Below are 16,633 nucleotides of genomic sequence, written 5' to 3' on the forward strand. Positions count from 1 at the left end.
GCCGGTCTGCTGCTGCGCGGCACCAAGCGTGACGACGTCGAGCGCGGCCAGGTGCTGTGCAAGCCGGGTTCGATCAAGCCGCACACCGAGTTCGAAGCCGAAGTCTACGTGCTGTCCAAGGACGAGGGTGGCCGTCATACCCCGTTCTTCAAGGGCTACCGTCCGCAGTTCTACTTCCGCACCACCGACATCACTGGCGCCTGCCAGCTGCCGGAAGGCGTGGAGATGGTGATGCCGGGCGACAACGTGAAGATGGTCGTGACCCTGATCAACCCGGTCGCGATGGACGAAGGTCTGCGCTTCGCCATCCGTGAAGGCGGTCGTACCGTCGGCGCCGGCGTGGTTGCCAAGATCATCAAGTAAGTGCCTGTATCCAGCTGCCTATGGGCGGCTGGATTCAAACGAATGGCGGGCCGGCTGAACCGCGGTCCACCTTCGTTGTCTTGGGGTTTGCGGTAAACGAGTACATACGCCAGTAGCTCAATTGGCAGAGCAGCGGTCTCCAAAACCGCAGGTTGGGGGTTCGAGTCCCTCCTGGCGTGCCACTCCTCTTTCCGGCCCAGCGATTCGGGTCAGATCGGTAACTAGAGCCGGATGAATAGCAAAATCGAGCCTTCCAAGAGCGCGTCCTCTAGCGCTGATGTCGTTAAGTACGTTGTCTCCGCTGCCCTGGTGGTTGCGGGGCTTTTTGTGTGGTTCTGGTTCTCCGCTCCCGAGCGCGCGACCCAGCTGGGCGCGTGGACGCCGCAGTTGCGTGCGTTGGCTGTCATCGTTGGGTTGGTGGCGGGCGCATTTGTGTTTTTGGGTACCGGCAAGGGCCGGGAGACCCGCGAATTCCTGTCCGAATCCAGGTTCGAGTTGCGTAAGGTTGTCTGGCCGACGCGCCAGGAAGCTATCCGCACCACCTGGGTCGTGATTGTGGTTGTAATCATTCTGAGTTTGCTGTTGGGCGGCTTCGACTTTGTCATACAGAAGCTCACGCAGTGGTTCCTGGCTCGTTGAGGAGAATCAAGCAGTGAAGCGTTGGTATGTCGTTCACGCCTATTCAGGCTTCGAAAAATCCGTTGCGCAGGCATTGCGTGACCGTATCGCGCGCGCCGAAATGGAAGACCGTTTCGGCGACGTGCTGGTGCCGACCGAAGAGGTCATCGAAATGCGCGCCGGCCAGAAGCGTCGGTCCGAGCGCAAGTTCTTCCCCGGCTACGTGCTGGTGCAGATCGAAACGCATGAAGAGGGCGGTATTCCGCGCATCGACAACGAAAGCTGGCACCTGGTGAAGGAGACTTCGAAGGTGATGGGTTTCATCGGCGGTACCGCCGACCGTCCTCTGCCGATTCGCGACGAAGAAGCGGATGCGATCCTGCAGCGAGTGCAGGATGGCGTCGAAAAGCCGCGTCCGAAGGTGTTGTTCGAGCCGGGCCAGATGGTGCGCGTCACCGAGGGTCCGTTCAACGACTTCAATGGCGTTGTCGAGGAAGTCAATTACGAAAAGAGCAGGCTGCGGGTTGCCGTGCTCATCTTCGGCCGCTCCACGCCGGTCGAGCTCGAATTCGGTCAGGTCGAGAAGGGCTGACCCTGCGGGCGCCAGCTAGGCGCTCGCCCCAAATGCTGCTATAGTGCGCGGCTCGCTGTCCTGGCGAACCGCCTGGAACCAATGGCTGCCGCATGGCGGCCATCTGCGTGTGTGGTCAACAACGTGAAGCCGGGACACGTGAATCCCGGTCCGATGGGGAGCCTGCAGGTCAGGCGCTAGCACCCGGAGAGTATTGAAATGGCTAAGAAGATTACTGCTTTCATCAAGTTGCAGGTCAAGGCCGGTCAGGCCAACCCTGCACCGCCGGTCGGCCCTGCACTGGGTCAGCGCGGTCTGAACATCATGGAATTCTGCAAGGCATTCAACGCCGCGACGTCGAAGCTGGAGCCGGGTCTGCCGACGCCGGTGATCATCACCGCGTATTCCGACCGTACCTTCACGTTCGTCACCAAGAGCACTCCGGCCAGCGTGCTGCTCAAGAAGGCCGCAGGCGTGACCTCCGGCTCGAAGCGTCCCAACACCGACAAGGTGGGCAAGGTGACGCGCAAGCAGCTGGAAGAAATCGCCAAGGTCAAGGAAGCCGATTTGACGGCAGCCGAGCTGGAAGCGGCGGTGCGCACGATTGCGGGTTCTGCCCGCAGCATGGGTTTGACGGTGGAGGGCTAAGACATGGCACAGAGCAAGCGCGTTAAGGCCATCACGGCCGCTGTCGTTCCGGGCAAGACCTATGCCTTCGAAGACGCAATCAAGATCCTGAAGACTGCCACCAAGGCCAAGTTCGTCGAGTCGATCGACGTCGCCGTGCGCCTGGGCGTGGACGCCAAGAAGTCCGACCAGCAGGTGCGCGGTTCCACCGTGCTGCCGGCCGGTACCGGCAAGAGCGTGCGCGTTGCAGTGTTCGCACCGGCAGGCGCCAAGGCCGACGAAGCCCTGGCTGCGGGCGCCGAGGCGGTGGGCATGGACGACCTGGCCGAGAAGATGCAGGCCGGCGATCTGAACTATGACGTGGTCATCGCGACCCCGGACGCCATGCGCGTCGTCGGTAAGCTGGGCACCCTGCTGGGTCCGCGCGGCTTGATGCCGAACCCGAAGGTCGGCACCGTGTCGGCCAATCCGGGCGAAGCGGTCAAGAATGCCAAGTCGGGCCAGGTGCGCTACCGCACTGACAAGGCCGGCATCATCCACTGCACGATCGGCAAGGCCAGCTTCGACGACGAAGCGCTGAAGTCGAACCTGCAGGCGCTGTTGCTCGATCTGGTCAAGGCCAAGCCGGCCACCTCCAAGGGTACCTACCTGCAGAAGGTGTCGGTCAGCTCGACCATGGGTCCGGGCGTGACGGTGGATCAGTCGAGCCTGTCGTTGAAGTAAGCGAATGCGTCCGGCGTCATGCGCCTGACGTATTTGGCAGTACAGCATTGTTTTTCCGGCCCGGGTCACCGTGTGCTGGGAGTCCGTTCCCTCCTTTGGGGTAACGGACATTTTGAAGGCGATCGCCGGCACGTCCGGCGGTAGCCGTCAAAGACCGCAGGCGCGGTCAGCGCAGATCGACGACGGGCACGGATGCTCGCACTGGCAAGGAGTCGCCGTCGATGCAGCGGGATCGCTTAATTGGTTCGTGTCGAACCGGCCGGCGTAGATGGTGTCGCCCTTCTGGAGCTTTCTGGTTTACGCGCGTCTGGGACATCCCGGATCGAGTCCACTCCAGGTCTAGAACGGCCACCAAAGGAACATCGGTCGATGTTCCCGGCTTCCAGGAAGGAGGCTGCCCTGGACCGCAACCGGCAGGAGCCGCGAGCGGAGTAGTTTGAAGCGGGGATGACGATTCGGCATGTGGGATCTGGCAACGGCGTGATCGCTGTGACGGATCCCAAAGTACCAATCCCGAATCCCGGCTTTAACGGAGGAGTGCAATGGCTCTCAATCTGTCCCAGAAGCAAGAAGTAGTCGCCGAGCTGGCAGACATCGCCGCCAAGGCCCACTCCCTGATCGCCGCCGAATACGCTGGCACCACGGTCTCCCAGATGACCGCGATGCGTAAGCAGGCCCGCGAAACCGGCGTGTTCTTGAAAGTTGTCAAGAACACCCTGGCCGCGCGCGCCGTTGAAGGTACTGATTTCGCTGTCGCTGCTGACAAGCTGGTCGGTCCTTTGCTGTATGCGTTTTCGATGGAGGAGCCCGGCGCAGCCGGTCGCCTGATCAAGGAATTTGCCAAGAGCAACGACAAGCTGCAGGCCAAGGTCGTGTCCATCGGCGGGGAACTGTTCCCGGCGGGTCACGTCGACGTGTTGGCCTCGCTGCCGACCCGTGACCAGGCCCTGGCCATGCTGGCCCGCGTGCTGTCCGAACCGGCTGCCATGTTCGCCCGTGCCGTCAAGGCCGTTGGCGACAAGCAGGGTGGTGGCGACGAAGCCGCCGCGCCGGTTGCCGAGACTGCCGAAGCTTGATGTCCTAGCGTTCGCTAGAACCCCAATCCAGAAAATCATTTAAAGGTAATCACAATGTCCCTTACCAACGAACAGATCGTCGACGCCATCGCCGAGAAGTCCCTGATGGAAGTGATGGAGCTGGTCAAGGCCATCGAAGAAAAGTTCGGCGTCTCCGCCGCTGCCCCGGTCGCTGCTGCTGCAGCTGGCCCGGCCGCCGTGGTTGAAGAGCAGACCGAGTTCAACGTGGTGCTGACCAACTGTGGCGCCAACAAGGTTGGCGTCATTAAGGCCGTGCGCGCCGTGACCGGCCTGGGTCTGAAGGAAGCCAAGGATCTGACCGAAGCCGGTGGCATGCTGAAGGAAGGCGCTTCGAAGGACGAAGCCGAGAAGATCAAGAAGGAACTGACCGAAGCTGGCGCGACTGTCGAAATCAAGTAAGCAGCACCTTGCATCGCCAGCGTTTCATGGTGATGCACTGAAGGCTGGGAGCGTAAAGCTCCCGGCCTTTGGCCGTTTCGGAGGGGAATCGGGATTGGACAATCGCAGTGCAGCATCGCGCGATCATCCGATTCCCATTTCTCGATTCCCGATCCCGGCCTCACCGAGTTGGTAGTTGGAAGTAGCGGGAGAAGGCGTGCTGGTGCCGGCAATACCAGCGACTTCCAACTGACAATTTTGTTATTTCAGGGCCGCCGCGATGTGGCCCCCGCAGCCTAGGGTGAAGACCTCATGACGTCTTATTCGTTCACCGAAAAAAAGCGTATCCGCAAGGACTTCGGTAAGCAGCGCTCGATCCTCGAAGTGCCGTTCCTGCTTGCCATCCAGGTGGATTCCTATCGCGAATTCCTGCAGGAAGACGTGGAGCCGAACAAGCGTAAGGACCTCGGTCTGCACGCGGCATTGAAGTCGGTGTTCCCGATTTCCAGCTACAGCGGCAACGCTGCGCTGGAGTATGTCGGTTACAAGTTGGGTCAGCCGGTGTTTGACGAGCGTGAATGCCGTCAGCGCGGCATGAGCTATGGCGCGCCGCTGCGCGTGACCGTGCGCCTGGTGATCTACGACCGCGAGTCGTCGACCAAGGCGATCAAGTACGTGAAGGAGCAGGAGGTCTATCTCGGCGAAATTCCGCTGATGACCGGCAACGGTACCTTCATCGTCAACGGCACCGAGCGCGTGATCGTTTCGCAGCTGCATCGCTCGCCGGGCGTGTTCTTCGACCACGATCGTGGCAAGACCCACAGCTCGGGCAAGCTGCTGTACAGCGCCCGCATCATTCCTTACCGTGGCTCGTGGTTGGACTTCGAGTTCGACCCGAAGGATGCGCTGTTCACCCGTATCGACCGTCGCCGCAAGCTGCCGGTGTCGATCCTGCTGCGTGCGCTTGGCTACAGCAACGAAGAAATGCTGGCCGAGTTCTTCGAGATCAACACCTTCCACATCAACCCGGACGAGGGCGTCCAGCTGGAGCTGGTGCCGGAGCGCCTGCGTGGTGAAACGCTGAACTTCGACCTGGCCGACGGCGACAAGGTCATCGTGGAAGCGGGCAAGCGCATCACTGCGCGCCACGTCAAGCAACTGGAAGCTGCCGGCGTTGCCGCGCTGGCCGTGCCGGACGACTACCTGGTCGGTCGCATCCTGTCGCACGACGTGGTCGATGGCTCCACCGGCGAACTGCTGGCCAATGCCAACGACGAGATCAACGAAGACCAGCTGGCTGCCTTCCGCAAGGCCGGCGTCGACGCGGTCGGCACCCTGTGGGTGAACGATCTGGATCGTGGTCCGTACCTGTCCAACACCTTGCGCATCGACCCGACCAAGACGCAGCTGGAAGCGCTGGTCGAAATCTACCGCATGATGCGTCCGGGCGAGCCGCCGACCAAGGAAGCGGCGCAGAACCTGTTCCACAACCTGTTCTTCACCTTCGAGCGCTACGACCTGTCCACGGTCGGCCGCATGAAGTTCAACCGTCGCGTCGGCCGCAAGGACGTGCTGGGCGAGTCGGTGCTGTACGACAAGAAGTATTTTGCCGAGCGTAACGACGAAGAATCCAAGCGCCTGGTCGCCGAGCACGCCGACACCTCCGACATCCTGGAAGTGATCAAGGTGCTCACCGAAATCCGCAACGGTCGCGGCGTGGTCGATGACATCGATCACCTGGGCAACCGTCGCGTGCGTTCGGTCGGCGAAATGGCCGAGAACGTGTTCCGCGTGGGCCTGGTCCGCGTCGAGCGCGCGGTCAAGGAACGCCTGTCGATGGCCGAGTCCGAAGGCCTGACCCCCCAGGAACTGATCAATGCCAAGCCGGTGGCTGCTGCGATCAAGGAATTCTTCGGCTCCTCGCAGCTGTCGCAGTTCATGGACCAGAACAATCCGCTGTCGGAAGTGACGCACAAGCGTCGCGTCTCCGCGCTGGGTCCGGGCGGCCTGACCCGCGAACGCGCCGGTTTCGAAGTGCGCGACGTGCACCCGACCCATTACGGCCGCGTCTGCACCATCGAAACGCCGGAAGGCCCGAACATCGGCCTGATCAACTCGCTGGCCGTGTTCGCCCGCACCAACCAGTACGGCTTCCTCGAGACGCCGTACCGTAAGGTGCTGGACGGCAAGGTCTCCGACGACGTCGAATACCTGTCGGCGATCGAAGAAAACGAGTACGTGATCGCTCAGGCGAACGCGCTGACCGATGCCAAGAACATGCTCACCGAGCAGTTCGTGCCGTGCCGGTTCCAGGGCGAATCGCTGTTGAAGCCGCCGTCCGAAGTGCATTTCATGGACGTCTCGCCGATGCAGACCGTGTCGGTCGCAGCGGCGCTGGTGCCGTTCCTGGAGCACGACGACGCCAACCGCGCACTGATGGGCGCCAACATGCAGCGCCAGGCCGTGCCGACGCTGCGTTCGCAGAAGCCGCTGGTCGGTACCGGCATCGAGCGTGCGGTTGCGCGCGACTCGGGTGTGACCGTCAATGCGCTGCGTGGTGGCGTGATCGAGCAGATCGACGCAGCCCGCATCGTGGTCAAGGTCAACGAGGCAGAAATCGGCGGCGGCACCGATGCCGGCGTGGATATCTACAACCTGATCAAGTACACTCGCTCCAATCAGAACACCTGCATCAACCAGCGCCCGCTGGTGAATGTGGGCGACGTGATCGCGCGCGGCGACGTGCTGGCCGACGGCCCGTCCACCGACATCGGTGAACTGGCGCTGGGCCAGAACATGCTGATCGCCTTCATGCCTTGGAACGGCTACAACTTCGAAGACTCCATCCTGCTCTCCGAGCGCGTGGTGGAAGAGGATCGTTACACCACGATCCACATCGAGGAACTGACCTGCGTTGCGCGCGACACCAAGCTGGGGCCGGAGGAAATTTCCGCCGACATCCCGAACGTGTCCGAGCAGGCCTTGAACCGTCTGGACGAAAGCGGCGTGGTGTACATCGGTGCGGAAGTGCGCGCCGGCGACATCATGGTCGGCAAGGTCACGCCGAAGGGCGAGAGCCAGCTGACCCCGGAAGAAAAGCTGCTGCGTGCGATCTTCGGCGAAAAGGCGTCCGACGTGAAGGACAGCTCGCTGCGCGTGCCCCCGGGCATGGACGGCACCGTCATCGACGTGCAGGTCTTCACCCGCGACGGCATCGAGAAGGACAAGCGCGCCCGCCAGATCGAGGAAAACGAGATCAAGCGGGTCAAGAAGGACTTCGACGACCAGTTCCGCATCCTGGAAGCGGCCATCTACGCACGTCTGCGCTCGCAGATCGTGGGTAAGGTCGCCAACGGCGGCGCCAACCTGAAGAAGGGCGACACCGTCACCGACGCGTACCTGGACGGGCTGAAGAAGTCCGATTGGTTCCAGCTGCGCATGAAGGACGAAGACGCTGCCGACGCCATCGAGCGTGCGCAGAAGCAGATCCAGGCGCACGAGAAGGAATTCGAAGCACGTTTTGCCGACAAGCGCGGCAAGATCACTCAGGGCGACGACCTCGCACCGGGCGTGCTGAAGATGGTCAAGGTGTTCCTGGCCGTGAAGCGCCGTATCCAGCCGGGCGACAAGATGGCAGGCCGCCACGGCAACAAGGGTGTGGTCTCCAACGTGGTGCCCGTGGAAGACATGCCGTACATGGCCACCGGCGAGTCGGTCGACATCGTGTTGAACCCGCTCGGCGTGCCGTCGCGTATGAACATCGGCCAGATTCTGGAAGTGCATCTGGGTTGGGCCGCCAAGGGCCTGGGTCGCAAGATCCAGCGCATGCTGGAAGCCCAGGCCGCCGTCAGCGAGCTGCGCAAGTTCCTCAACGACATCTACAACCACGACAACGCGATCAATGCACAGCGCGTGGACCTGTCGCAGTTCAGCGATGAGGAATTGCTCAACCTGGGCAAGAACCTGATCGACGGCGTGCCGATGGCGACCCCGGTGTTCGACGGCGCCAGCGAAGCGGAAATCAAGCGCATGCTGGAACTGGCCGACCTGCCGCAGAGCGGACAGACCCAGCTGTACGACGGTCGCACTGGCGAAGCGTTCGATCGCAAGACCACGGTCGGCTACATGCACTACCTGAAGTTGAACCACTTGGTCGACGACAAGATGCATGCGCGCTCGACTGGCCCGTACTCGCTCGTGACCCAGCAGCCGCTGGGCGGCAAGGCGCAGTTCGGTGGTCAGCGCTTCGGTGAGATGGAAGTCTGGGCGCTGGAAGCCTACGGCGCGGCATACACCCTGCAGGAAATGCTGACGGTGAAGTCCGACGACGTGCAGGGCCGCAACCAGATGTACAAGAACATCGTCGATGGTGAGCACGAGATGGTCGCGGGCATGCCGGAATCCTTCAACGTGTTGGTGAAGGAAATCCGCTCGCTGGCGATCAACATGGAACTGGAAGAGTGATCGAGACGGGTCCCGGCGCCGCAATGCGCTGCCGGGATCCGGAACGTAACGCCCTCGGTTTCATCTCAGATACGAAATTCCTCCGACCCGGAGATATCAAATGAAAGACCTGCTCAACCTCTTCAATCAGCAGCGCCAGACGCTGGATTTCGACGCGATCAAGATCGCGCTGGCGTCGCCGGACCTGATCCGTTCGTGGTCCTACGGCGAAGTGAAGAAGCCCGAAACCATCAACTACCGGACCTTCAAGCCCGAGCGTGACGGCCTGTTCTGCGCCGCCATCTTTGGACCGATCAAGGACTACGAGTGCCTGTGCGGCAAGTACAAGCGCATGAAGCACCGTGGCGTGGTCTGCGAAAAGTGCGGCACCGAAGTCACGCTGGCCAAGGTACGCCGCGAGCGCATGGGTCACATCGACCTGGCCTCGCCGGTCGCACACATCTGGTTCCTCAAGTCGCTGCCGTCGCGCATCGGCCTGATGCTGGACATGACCCTGCGTGACATCGAGCGCGTGCTGTACTTCGAAGCCTATGTCGTCACCGAGCCGGGCCTGACCCCGCTCGAGCGCCGCCAGCTGCTGACCGAAGAGCAGTACCTGACCGCACGCCAGGAGTACAACGACGACTTCGACGCCGCCATGGGCGCCGAGGCGGTGTACGAGCTGCTGCGCACGATCGACCTGCAGTCGGAAATGACCCGCCTGCGCGAAGAAATCGCCAGCACCGGTTCGGAAACCAAGCTCAAGCGTCTGACCAAGCGCATCAAGCTGATCGAGGCCTTCCTGGAATCGGGCAACCGTCCGGAGTGGATGGTCATGACCGTGTTGCCGGTGCTGCCGCCGGACCTGCGTCCGCTGGTGCCGCTAGATGGCGGCCGCTTCGCGACCTCGGATCTGAACGATCTGTACCGCCGCGTGATCAACCGCAACAACCGTCTGCGTCGCCTGCTGGAGCTCAATGCGCCGGACATCATCGTGCGCAACGAGAAGCGCATGTTGCAGGAATCGGTCGATGCGCTGCTGGACAACGGCCGCCGTGGTCGTGCCATCACCGGTACCAACAAGCGTCCGCTGAAGTCGCTGGCCGACATGATCAAGGGCAAGCAGGGCCGGTTCCGTCAGAACCTGCTCGGCAAGCGCGTGGACTATTCCGGTCGTTCGGTCATCACCGTCGGTCCGTACCTCAAGCTGCATCAGTGCGGTCTGCCGAAGAAAATGGCGCTCGAGCTGTTCAAGCCGTTCGTGTTCGCCAAGCTGCAGCGTCGTGGCCTGGCCACCACCATCAAGGCCGCCAAGAAGCTGGTCGAGCGCGAAGAAGCCGAAGTCTGGGACATCCTGGAAGAAGTGATTCGCGAGCATCCGGTGCTGCTGAACCGTGCGCCGACCCTGCACCGTCTGGGCATCCAGGCGTTCGAACCGGTGTTGATCGAAGGCAAGGCCATCCAGCTGCATCCGCTGGTGTGTACTGCCTTCAACGCCGACTTCGACGGTGACCAGATGGCCGTCCACGTGCCGCTCTCGCTGGAAGCCCAGCTGGAAGCGCGTGCGTTGATGATGTCCACCAACAACATCCTGTCGCCGGCCAACGGCGAGCCGATCATCGTGCCGTCGCAGGACGTGGTGTTGGGCCTGTACTACATGAGCCGCGCCCTGGAGAACAAGAAGGGCGAGGGCATGGTGTTCGCCAACACCAGCGAAGTGAAGCGCGCCTACGACAACCGCGTGGTCGAACTGCACGCCAAGGTCAAGGTGCGCATCACCCAGGTGGATGTGGAAGCCGGCGGCAAGCGCAGCAGCGGTACCTCGATCGTGGACACCACGGTCGGCCGTGCGCTGCTGAGCGAAATCCTGCCTGAAGGCCTACCGTTCCAGCTGGCCAACACCGAGATGACCAAGAAGAACATCTCGCGTCTGATCAACTCCAGCTACCGTCTGCTGGGCTTGAAGGACACCGTCGTGTTCGCCGACAAGCTGATGTACACCGGCTACGCCTACGCAACCCGCGCCGGCGTGTCGATCGGTATCGACGACATGCTGATCCCCGACGAGAAGAAGGGCATCCTCACCGAGGCCGAAGCCGAAGTGCTGGAAATCCAGGAGCAGTACCAGTCGGGCCTGGTCACCGCCGGCGAGCGCTACAACAAGGTCGTGGACATCTGGTCGCGTACCAGCGAGCGCATCGCCAAGGCGATGATGGACACCATCGGTACCGAAAAGGTCGAGAACGCCAAGGGCGAGACCATCGACCAGAAGTCGATGAACTCGCTGTACATCATGGCCGACTCCGGTGCCCGTGGTAGCCAGGCGCAGATCCGTCAGCTGGCCGGCATGCGCGGCCTGATGGCGCGTCCGGACGGCTCGATCATCGAGACGCCCATCAAGGCGAACTTCCGCGAAGGTCTGAACGTGCAGGAGTACTTCAACTCCACCCACGGTGCCCGTAAGGGTCTGGCCGATACCGCGCTGAAGACGGCGAACTCCGGTTACCTGACCCGCCGCCTGGTCGACGTGGCGCAGGACGTGGTGATCACCGAAATCGATTGCGGCACCACCGAAGGGTTGATCATGACCCCGATCGTGGAAGGCGGCGACGTGGTGGAGCCGTTGCGCGAGCGCGTGCTGGGCCGCGTGGTGGCCGAGGACGTGTACCTGCCGGGCAACGACGAAGAGCCGATCGTCACCCGCAACACGCTGCTCGACGAAGCCTGGGTGGCCAAGCTCGAAGACGCCAGCGTGCAGTCGGTGAAGGTGCGTTCGACCATCAGCTGCGAATCCTCGTTCGGCGTGTGCGCACGCTGCTACGGCCGCGACCTCGCACGTGGTCACCAGGTCAACATCGGCGAAGCGGTCGGCGTCATCGCCGCGCAGTCGATCGGCGAGCCGGGTACCCAGCTGACCATGCGTACGTTCCACATCGGTGGTGCGGCATCGCGTGCGGCTGCGGTGGACAACATCACCGTCAAGACCACCGGTTCGGTGAAGTTCAACAACCTCAAGTCGGTGGCGCATGCCAGCGGTTCGCTGGTTGCGGTCTCGCGTTCTGGCGAACTGTCCGTGCTCGATGGCCATGGCCGCGAACGCGAGCGTTACAAGCTGCCGTACGGCGCGACCATCACCGCCAAAGACGGCGATGCGGTCAAGGCCGGGCAGAGCGTTGCCAACTGGGATCCGCATAACCACCCGATCGTGTCGGAAGTGGCCGGTTTCATCCGCTTCATCGACTTCGTCGACGGCGTCACCGTGATCGAGAAGACCGACGAGCTGACCGGTTTGGCGTCGCGTGAAATCACCGACCCGAAGCGTCGCGGTGCACAGGCCAAGGAACTGCGCCCGATCGTGCGCATCGTCGATGCCAAGGGTAACGACCTGACGATTCCGAACACGGATCTGCCGGCCCAGTACCTGCTGCCGCCGCGCTCCATCGTCAACCTGCAGGACGGCGCTGCCGTCGGCGTGGGCGACGTGGTGGCCAAGATCCCGCAGGAAGCGTCCAAGACCCGCGACATCACCGGTGGTCTGCCGCGCGTTGCGGACTTGTTCGAAGCACGCAAGCCGAAGGATCCGGCGATCCTGGCCGAACGCTCGGGCATCATCAGCTTCGGTAAGGACACCAAGGGCAAGCAGCGCCTGATCATCAAGGACACCGATGGTTCGGAACACGAAGAGCTGATTCCCAAGTACCGCCAGATCATCGTGTTCGAAGGCGAACACGTGACCAAGGGCGAGACCGTGGTGGACGGCGAGCCGAGTCCGCAAGACATCCTGCGCCTGCTGGGTGTCGAACCGCTGGCCGCATACCTGGTCAAGGAAATCCAGGACGTGTACCGCCTGCAGGGCGTGAAGATCAACGACAAGCACATCGAGGTGATCACGCGCCAGATGTTGCGTAAGGTCGAGATCGTTGACCAGGGCAACAGCAAGTTCCTCAACGGCGAGCAGGTCGAGCGCCAGCGCGTCATCGAGGAAAATGCCCGCCTGGTCAAGCGCAACGAACTGCCGGCCAAGTACGATCCGGTGTTGCTGGGTATCACCAAGGCGTCGCTGGCCACCGAGTCGTTCATCTCGGCGGCATCGTTCCAGGAAACCACCCGCGTGCTGACCGAGGCGGCCGTCCGCGGTACCCGCGACAACCTGCGCGGTCTGAAGGAAAACGTGATCGTGGGTCGCCTGATCCCGGCCGGTACGGGTCTGGCGTATCACGCCGGACGTCGCAAGGCCTCGGGTCTGACCGACTCGGAAATGGAAACGCTGTCGGGCAAGCCGGCAGCCGCCGAACCGGTCGCTGCAGTGGCCGACGCTGGCGCGGACGAGGAGTAAGCGCTCCGACGGCGGTCGTAAGACCGCCGTAAGCCAGGCGAAAAGGAGGGCAGGAGGCCCTCCGTTTTCCGGCCTTGGATGGGCCAGCAGGTTCAGATTCCGTGAAGTTGACGGAGTTTCATCCTGCCAGCTATACTTCTCTGTCTCGGTGGGCCGGTCTCGGCCTGCCTTTGTTTTCGTGCAGGCCGTCTCGGCCTATCAATCAGAAGAATCAACTGATGACGACGATCAATCAGCTGGTCCGCAAGCCTCGGCAAGCGACCACCTACAAGAGTGCCTCTCCGGCACTGGACAAGTGTCCGCAGCGCCGTGGCGTCTGCACACGCGTCTACACCACTACCCCGAAGAAGCCGAACTCGGCCCTGCGTAAAGTCGCCAAGGTGCGCCTGACCAACCAGGAAGAGGTCATCAGCTACATCGGTGGTGAAGGCCACAACCTGCAGGAGCACTCCGTTGTCCTGATTCGCGGTGGCCGCGTCAAGGATCTTCCCGGTGTGCGTTATCACACCGTCCGTGGTTCGCTGGACGCCGCCGGCGTCGCCAAGCGTCGTCAAGGCCGTTCCAAGTACGGCGCCAAGCGCCCGAAGAGCTAAGGAAATACTCAAATGTCCCGTAAAGGTTCTACTCCGCAGCGCACCGTCCTGCCAGATCCAAAGCATGGCAGCGAAACCATTGCCCGCTTCATCAATATGGTGATGCAGAGTGGCAAGAAGTCGGTTGCTGAGAAAATTGTCTATGGCGCAATGGACGTCATTGGCGAAAAGAATCCGAATGCCATCGAACTGGTGCAGAAGGCACTGGACAACGTGGCCCCGGCTGTCGAAGTTAAATCGCGTCGCGTCGGTGGTGCTACCTATCAGGTGCCCGTCGAAGTGCGTTCCTCCCGTCGCATGGCGCTGGCAATGCGCTGGTTGATCGATTCCGCGCGCAAGCGTGGCGAGAACACCATGCCGCGTAAGCTGGCTGCAGAACTGTTGGACGCCTCGGAAAGCCGCGGCGGCGCGATCAAGAAGCGCGAAGAGACCCACCGTATGGCGGAGGCGAACAAGGCGTTCGCACATTACCGCTGGTGACCTCGGGGGCCTTGGTAACGGGGCCCTTCAGCACCATATGAGTGCTGTTTGCGACGCTTGTTGCGTCGCATCCAATCCGAAGGCCGCCGAAAGGCGGCGTTCGGCCATCCGAAATCCAAGAAATTGAGAGGCTCCCCGTGGCCCGCACCACCCCTATCGAGCGTTACCGCAACTTCGGCATCATGGCCCACATCGATGCCGGCAAGACCACCACTTCCGAACGCATCCTGTTCTACACCGGTGTGAGTCACAAGATCGGCGAAGTCCATGACGGCGCTGCAGTGATGGACTGGATGGAGCAGGAGCAGGAGCGTGGTATCACCATCACCTCCGCTGCGACCACCGCGTTCTGGTCGGGTATGGACAAGTCCATGCCGCAGCACCGCTTCAACATCATCGACACCCCCGGGCACGTTGACTTCACCATCGAAGTGGAGCGCTCCTTGCGCGTGCTCGACGGTGCGGTGTTCGTGCTGTGCGCCGTCGGTGGCGTGCAGCCGCAGTCCGAGACCGTGTGGCGCCAGGCCAACAAGTATTCCGTGCCGCGCATGGCCTTCGTCAACAAGATGGACCGTACCGGTGCCAACTTCGACAAGGTCGTTGAGCAGCTGAAGGCCCGTCTGGGTGCGTACGCCGTGCCGATGCAGGTGCCGATCGGCGCCGAAGACGGCTTTGAGGGCGTGGTCGACCTGCTGAAGATGAAGGCGATCCATTGGGATACCGCATCGCAGGGCACCACCTTCGAATACCGCGATATTCCGGCCGACCTGGTCGATGTCGCGACCGAGGCACGCTCGTTCATGGTCGAAGCGGCTGCAGAAGCCAGCGAAGACCTCATGGACAAGTACCTCAACGAGGGCGACCTGAGCGAACAGGAGATCCTGTCGGGTCTGCGCGAGCGCACCTTGAAGGTGGAGATCGTGCCGGTGTTCTGCGGCTCGGCGTTCAAGAACAAGGGCGTGCAGGCCATGCTCGACGGCGTCGTGCACCTGCTGCCGTCGCCGGCTGACCGTCCGCCGGTGCAGGGTATCGACGAAGACGAGAAGGAAGACACGCGCGCTGCCACCGATACCGCGCCGTTCTCGGCGTTGGCGTTCAAGATCATGACCGACCCGTTCGTGGGCTCGCTGACGTTCTTCCGTGTCTATTCGGGCACGCTGAACTCCGGCGACCAGGTCTACAACCCGGTCAAGTCGAAGAAGGAGCGCGTGGGCCGCATCCTGCAGATGCACTCCAACAATCGCGAAGAGATCAAGGAAGTGCGTGCGGGCGACATCGCCGCTGCCGTGGGTCTGAAGGATGTCACCACCGGCGACACGCTGTGTGCGCAGGACAAGATCATCACCCTGGAGCGCATGGTGTTCCCGGAGCCGGTGATCTCGATGGCGGTGGAGCCGAAGACCAAGTCGGACCAGGAAAAGATGGGCATGGCCCTGGGCCGTCTGGCGCAGGAAGATCCCTCGTTCCGCGTCAAGACCGACGAAGAATCCGGCCAGACCATCATCTCGGGCATGGGCGAGTTGCACCTGGACATCATCGTCGACCGCATGCGTCGCGAGTTCAATGTCGAGGCGAACGTCGGCAAGCCGCAGGTGGCCTACCGCGAAACGATCCGCAAGTCCGACGTCAAGTCTGACTATAAGCACGCCAAGCAGTCCGGTGGTAAGGGTCAGTACGGTCACGTCGTGATCGAGCTGTCGCCGATGACCGAGGAAGAGCGCAAGAGCGAGAACGTCAAGGACGATTTCCTCTTCATCAACGACATCACCGGCGGCATCATTCCGAAGGAATTCATCCCCTCGGTCGAAAAGGGTCTGCGCGAAACGATCACCAGTGGTCCGATCGCCGGCTTCCCGGTGGTGGGCGTGAAGGTCAAGCTGGTGTTCGGCTCGTACCATGACGTCGACTCCTCGGAAATGGCGTTCAAGCTGGCTGCATCGATGGCGTTCAAGCAGGGCTTCGCGAAAGCCAGCCCGGTGTTGCTGGAGCCGATCATGAAGGTCGAAATCGTCAGCCCGGAGGATTACCTGGGTGACGTGATGGGCGACGTGAGCCGCCGTCGTGGCGTGTTGCAGGGTCAGGACGACAGCCCGTCGGGCAAGATCATCAACGCGATGATCCCGTTGGGTGAAATGTTCGGTTACGCCACTTCGCTGCGCTCGATGAGCCAGGGCCGTGCGACGTTCTCGATGGAGTTCGACCACTACGAAGAGGCACCGGCCAACATCGCCGACGCCGTCACCAAGAAGGGCTGAGTTCGCTCAGCCGCTTCTCACAAATTTTTCAATTAGAGGTAGTTAGTCATGGCAAAAGCTAAATTCGAGCGCACCAAGCCGCACGTGAACGTCGGCACCATCGGTCACGTTGACCATGGCAAGACCACGTTGACCGCTGCGCTGACCAA

The 16,633-nt window shown here is 62.1% G+C and carries 13 protein-coding genes and 1 tRNA gene; all 14 read left to right on the top strand.

Annotated features, from left to right (window positions below; translation table 11 throughout):
* Window positions 1-363 (top strand): EF-Tu C-terminal domain-related protein (locus LN450_RS12760; RefSeq protein ID WP_039438698.1); only part of this gene is annotated, 363 nt, incomplete at its 5' end.
* A 106-nt stretch (window positions 364-469) separates the two neighbouring features.
* Window positions 470-545: transfer RNA gene (locus LN450_RS12765), tRNA-Trp, on the top strand.
* A 49-nt stretch (window positions 546-594) separates the two neighbouring features.
* A complete protein-coding gene (gene secE, locus LN450_RS12770) occupies window positions 595-1,002 on the top strand; it encodes a preprotein translocase subunit SecE (protein WP_005917581.1) in 408 nt (135 codons plus the stop codon).
* A gap of 13 nt (window positions 1,003-1,015) precedes the next feature.
* Window positions 1,016-1,573, top strand: coding sequence for a transcription termination/antitermination protein NusG (nusG, locus tag LN450_RS12775; protein WP_011346537.1), 558 nt, complete (start codon window positions 1,016-1,018; stop codon window positions 1,571-1,573).
* 198 nt (window positions 1,574-1,771) lie between these two features.
* Window positions 1,772-2,200, top strand: coding sequence for a 50S ribosomal protein L11 (gene rplK, locus LN450_RS12780; RefSeq protein ID WP_008574191.1), 429 nt, complete (start codon window positions 1,772-1,774; stop codon window positions 2,198-2,200).
* A gap of 3 nt (window positions 2,201-2,203) precedes the next feature.
* Window positions 2,204-2,902, top strand: a complete 699-nt coding sequence (gene rplA / locus LN450_RS12785) for a 50S ribosomal protein L1 (protein ID WP_003486747.1) — start codon at window positions 2,204-2,206, stop codon at window positions 2,900-2,902.
* A 542-nt stretch (window positions 2,903-3,444) separates the two neighbouring features.
* Entirely contained in the window at window positions 3,445-3,978 is a 534-nt protein-coding gene (gene rplJ / locus LN450_RS12790) for a 50S ribosomal protein L10 (protein WP_005930748.1), read from the top strand.
* Window positions 3,979-4,032: 54 nt separating this feature from the next.
* Entirely contained in the window at window positions 4,033-4,398 is a 366-nt protein-coding gene (gene rplL / locus LN450_RS12795) for a 50S ribosomal protein L7/L12 (protein WP_008574194.1), read from the top strand.
* Window positions 4,399-4,689: 291 nt separating this feature from the next.
* Window positions 4,690-8,841, top strand: a complete 4,152-nt coding sequence (gene rpoB / locus LN450_RS12800; protein ID WP_029818764.1) for a DNA-directed RNA polymerase subunit beta — start codon at window positions 4,690-4,692, stop codon at window positions 8,839-8,841.
* Window positions 8,842-8,941: 100 nt separating this feature from the next.
* On the top strand, window positions 8,942-13,156 hold the full coding sequence (gene rpoC / locus LN450_RS12805; RefSeq protein WP_011346539.1) for a DNA-directed RNA polymerase subunit beta': 4,215 nt from the start codon (window positions 8,942-8,944) through the stop codon (window positions 13,154-13,156).
* Window positions 13,157-13,374: 218 nt separating this feature from the next.
* On the top strand, window positions 13,375-13,749 hold the full coding sequence (rpsL, locus tag LN450_RS12810) for a 30S ribosomal protein S12 (protein WP_002811712.1): 375 nt from the start codon (window positions 13,375-13,377) through the stop codon (window positions 13,747-13,749).
* A 12-nt stretch (window positions 13,750-13,761) separates the two neighbouring features.
* Window positions 13,762-14,229, top strand: coding sequence for a 30S ribosomal protein S7 (gene rpsG / locus LN450_RS12815; protein WP_005917592.1), 468 nt, complete (start codon window positions 13,762-13,764; stop codon window positions 14,227-14,229).
* Window positions 14,230-14,366: 137 nt separating this feature from the next.
* Entirely contained in the window at window positions 14,367-16,484 is a 2,118-nt protein-coding gene (gene fusA, locus LN450_RS12820; RefSeq protein WP_008574200.1) for an elongation factor G, read from the top strand.
* A 48-nt stretch (window positions 16,485-16,532) separates the two neighbouring features.
* Window positions 16,533-16,633: GTP-binding protein (locus LN450_RS12825; protein ID WP_017174025.1), on the top strand; the 101-nt coding region annotated here is incomplete at its 3' end.

It is taken from the genome of Xanthomonas euvesicatoria pv. euvesicatoria (assembly GCF_020880415.1).
Classification (GTDB): domain Bacteria; phylum Pseudomonadota; class Gammaproteobacteria; order Xanthomonadales; family Xanthomonadaceae; genus Xanthomonas; species Xanthomonas euvesicatoria.

What these genes read in the sequence shown, in the direction of transcription:
- rplK (WP_008574191.1), top strand. Translation starts at nt 1,772, where the DNA reads ATGGCTAAGAAGATTACTGCTTTCATCAAGTTGCAGGTCAAGGCCGGT.
- rplA (WP_003486747.1), top strand. Translation starts at nt 2,204, where the DNA reads ATGGCACAGAGCAAGCGCGTTAAGGCCATCACGGCCGCTGTCGTTCCG.
- rplJ (WP_005930748.1), top strand. Translation starts at nt 3,445, where the DNA reads ATGGCTCTCAATCTGTCCCAGAAGCAAGAAGTAGTCGCCGAGCTGGCA.
- rplL (WP_008574194.1), top strand. Translation starts at nt 4,033, where the DNA reads ATGTCCCTTACCAACGAACAGATCGTCGACGCCATCGCCGAGAAGTCC.
- rpsL (WP_002811712.1), top strand. Translation starts at nt 13,375, where the DNA reads ATGACGACGATCAATCAGCTGGTCCGCAAGCCTCGGCAAGCGACCACC.
- rpoB (WP_029818764.1), top strand. Translation starts at nt 4,690, where the DNA reads ATGACGTCTTATTCGTTCACCGAAAAAAAGCGTATCCGCAAGGACTTC.
- rpsG (WP_005917592.1), top strand. Translation starts at nt 13,762, where the DNA reads ATGTCCCGTAAAGGTTCTACTCCGCAGCGCACCGTCCTGCCAGATCCA.
- secE (WP_005917581.1), top strand. Translation starts at nt 595, where the DNA reads ATGAATAGCAAAATCGAGCCTTCCAAGAGCGCGTCCTCTAGCGCTGAT.
- rpoC (WP_011346539.1), top strand. Translation starts at nt 8,942, where the DNA reads ATGAAAGACCTGCTCAACCTCTTCAATCAGCAGCGCCAGACGCTGGAT.